4 protein-coding genes are annotated in these 2,539 nt (G+C 72.4%); all 4 read right to left on the reverse strand.

The features are described from left to right. Positions 1–327: aminotransferase class V-fold PLP-dependent enzyme (locus tag OMK64_RS19850; protein WP_272730078.1), on the reverse strand; the 327-nt coding region annotated here is incomplete at its 3' end. Between the two features lie 94 nt (positions 328–421). Then, complete coding sequence (gene sufC, locus OMK64_RS19855; RefSeq protein ID WP_272730079.1) at positions 422–1,180, reverse strand: Fe-S cluster assembly ATPase SufC; 759 nt, start codon at positions 1,178–1,180, stop codon at positions 422–424. 16 nt (positions 1,181–1,196) lie between these two features. After that, entirely contained in the window at positions 1,197–1,529 is a 333-nt protein-coding gene (locus OMK64_RS19860) for a non-heme iron oxygenase ferredoxin subunit (RefSeq protein ID WP_272730080.1), read from the reverse strand. After that, a partial coding sequence (gene sufD, locus OMK64_RS19865; protein WP_272730081.1) for a Fe-S cluster assembly protein SufD occupies positions 1,526–2,539 on the reverse strand: 1,014 nt, incomplete at its 5' end. The genes sufD and OMK64_RS19860, both read right to left, overlap by 4 nt.

The raw sequence follows: 2,539 nt of genomic DNA on the forward strand, positions 1-2,539 counted from the left end.
GAGCTCGCCGGGCGAAACTCCGACGAACGACGCGACGCGTGCGCGCGCGTCCTCGAACGCCTCGGTGGCCTCCTCCGCGAGCTGGTGCGCGCCGCGGTGCACGGCCGCGTTGCGCTGCACGTAGAAGTCCTGCTCGGCGTCGAGGACGACCTCGGGCTTCTGCGACGTCGCGCCGGAGTCGAGGTAGACGAGCGGGCGGCCGCCGCGCAGCGTGCGCGCGAGCAGCGGGAAGTCCGCGCGGACCGCCGCGAGCTCGGCGGCACCGAGCGTGCCGGCCGCGGCCGGCGTCCCGCCCTGCGGGGCTGCGGTGTCGAGCGTGCTGGTCACGTCGTCCGCCCTTCGTGGAGTCGGTCGTCCTGCGAGGTCAGGAGTCCCCGGGGGCGTCGCACGGACGCGCCCCGGGGACGGTCGTCGTCGGTCGTCAGACCGCCGACGTGAGGAACCGGTCGTAGCCCTCGTTCTCGAGGCGCTCGGCGAGCTCGGGCCCGCCCTCCTCCGCGACCTTGCCGTCGACGAAGACGTGCACGAAGTCGGGCTGGATGTAGCGCAGGATGCGCGTGTAGTGCGTGATGAGCAGCACGCCGACGTCCGAGTTCGAGCGGACGCGGTTGACGCCCTCCGACACGACGCGCAGCGCGTCGACGTCGAGGCCCGAGTCGGTCTCGTCGAGGATCGCGAAGCGCGGCTTGAGGAGCTCCATCTGGAGGATCTCGTGGCGCTTCTTCTCACCGCCCGAGAAGCCCTCGTTCACGGAGCGGTCGGCGAACGCCGGGTCCATGCGGAGGTTGTCCATCGCGGTGCGGACGTCCTTGACCCACGTGCGCAGCGCGGGCGCCTCGCCGTCGATCGCGGTCTTGGCGGTGCGCAGGAAGTTCGACACCGACACGCCCGGGACCTCGACGGGGTACTGCATCGCGAGGAAGAGTCCGGCGCGGGCGCGCTCGTCGACGGACAGCGCGAGGACGTCCTCGCCGTCGAGCGTCACGGTGCCGGAGGTGATCTGGTACTTCGGGTGGCCCGCGATCGAGTACGCGAGGGTGGACTTGCCGGACCCGTTCGGGCCCATGATCGCGTGCGTCTCGCCGCTGTTCACGGTCAGGTCGACACCACGCAGGATGGGCTTGGCGCCCTCCTTGGTCTCGACGCTGACGTGCAGGTCGCGGATCTCCAGGGTGGCCATGCGGGGAACTCCTAGGTCAGAGGGGGGCGTCGATGTCGACCAGCACGCGCTGGCCGTCGACGGTCACGGGGTAGACGGGGACGGGCCGGACCGCGGGCGGGCCGAGCGGCTTGCCGGTGCGCAGGTCGAACCGTGACCCGTGCAGCCAGCACTCGATCGAGCAGTCCTCGACCTCGCCGTCCGACAGCGAGACCGCGCCGTGCGAGCAGATGTCGCTGATGGCGTGCAGCTCGCCGTCCTCGTCGCGGACGATCGCGACCTCGACGGGTCCGGACTCGCCCTCGAGCTCGACGCGGAGCGTGCCGGCGGCCGGCACGTCCTCGTCGTAGCAGGCGAGCTGGGCGGTCATGCGCGCTCCGTGTGGGCCGACGACTCGGAGCCCTCCACGTGCGGGCGGTCGGCGAGCGTGTCGAGCGCCGACATCGACGCCTCGAGCTCGCGCTCGATCGCGCCGATGAGCCGCTCCTCGACCCCGGGGACGCCGATCTCGTGGATCAGCTCGGCGAAGAACCCACGCACGACGAGGCGACGCGCGTCGGCCTCGGGGATGCCGCGGGCGCGCAGGTAGAAGAGCTGCTCGTCGTCGAACCGGCCGGTCGCGGACGCGTGACCCGCGCCCTCGATGACGCCGGTCTCGATCTCCAGGTTCGGCACGGAGTCCGCGCGCGCCCCGTCGGTGAGGACGAGGTTGCGGTTGAGCTCGTACGTGTCGGTGCCCTCGGCGGCCGCACGGATCAGCACGTCGCCGACCCACACCGCGTGCGCACCCTCGCCCTGCAGCGCGCCCTTGTAGGTCACGCGGCTCACGCAGTTCGGGACCGCGTGGTCGACGAACAGGCGCTGCTCCTGGTGCTGCCCCGCGTCCGCGAAGTACAGGCCGAGCAGGTTGACCGACGCACCCTCCCCGACGAACTCGGCGTCGGGCGTGACGCGCACGACGTCGCCGCCGAGCGTGACCACGATGTGCTTGACGGTCGCGTCGCGCGCGACGCGCAGGCGGTGCGACGACGTGTGCACCGACTTGTCGGCCCAGTCCTGCACCGACACGACGGTCAGGTGCGCGCCCTCGTCGGCCACGATCTCGACCGTCTCCGTGAGCGCGGCGTGCCCGACGTGGTCGATGACGACGACCGACTCCGACAGCGCCTCCGCGTGCACGAGGAGGTGCGTGCCCGACGGGTCGAGCGGCGCGTCGTTCAGGCCCGCACCCTCGACGCCCTCGATCTTGATCGAGGTGACCGTCGACGCGACCGTCTCGCGCGGGATCGTCACGACCGTGGCGCGCGGGAACGACGCCCACGCGACGGCGGCCGTGCGGTCGCCGGGCTTGCCGGCCTGGCCCAGGCGGGCGTCGTCACG

This window comes from Cellulomonas fimi (assembly GCF_028527925.1).
Taxonomy (GTDB): Bacteria; Actinomycetota; Actinomycetes; order Actinomycetales; family Cellulomonadaceae; genus Cellulomonas; species Cellulomonas fimi_C.

Excerpts from the sequence above, each read along its gene's own strand:
- OMK64_RS19860 (WP_272730080.1), bottom strand. The coding sequence starts at position 1,529 with ATGACCGCCCAGCTCGCCTGCTACGACGAGGACGTGCCGGCCGCCGGC.
- sufC (WP_272730079.1), bottom strand. The coding sequence starts at position 1,180 with ATGGCCACCCTGGAGATCCGCGACCTGCACGTCAGCGTCGAGACCAAG.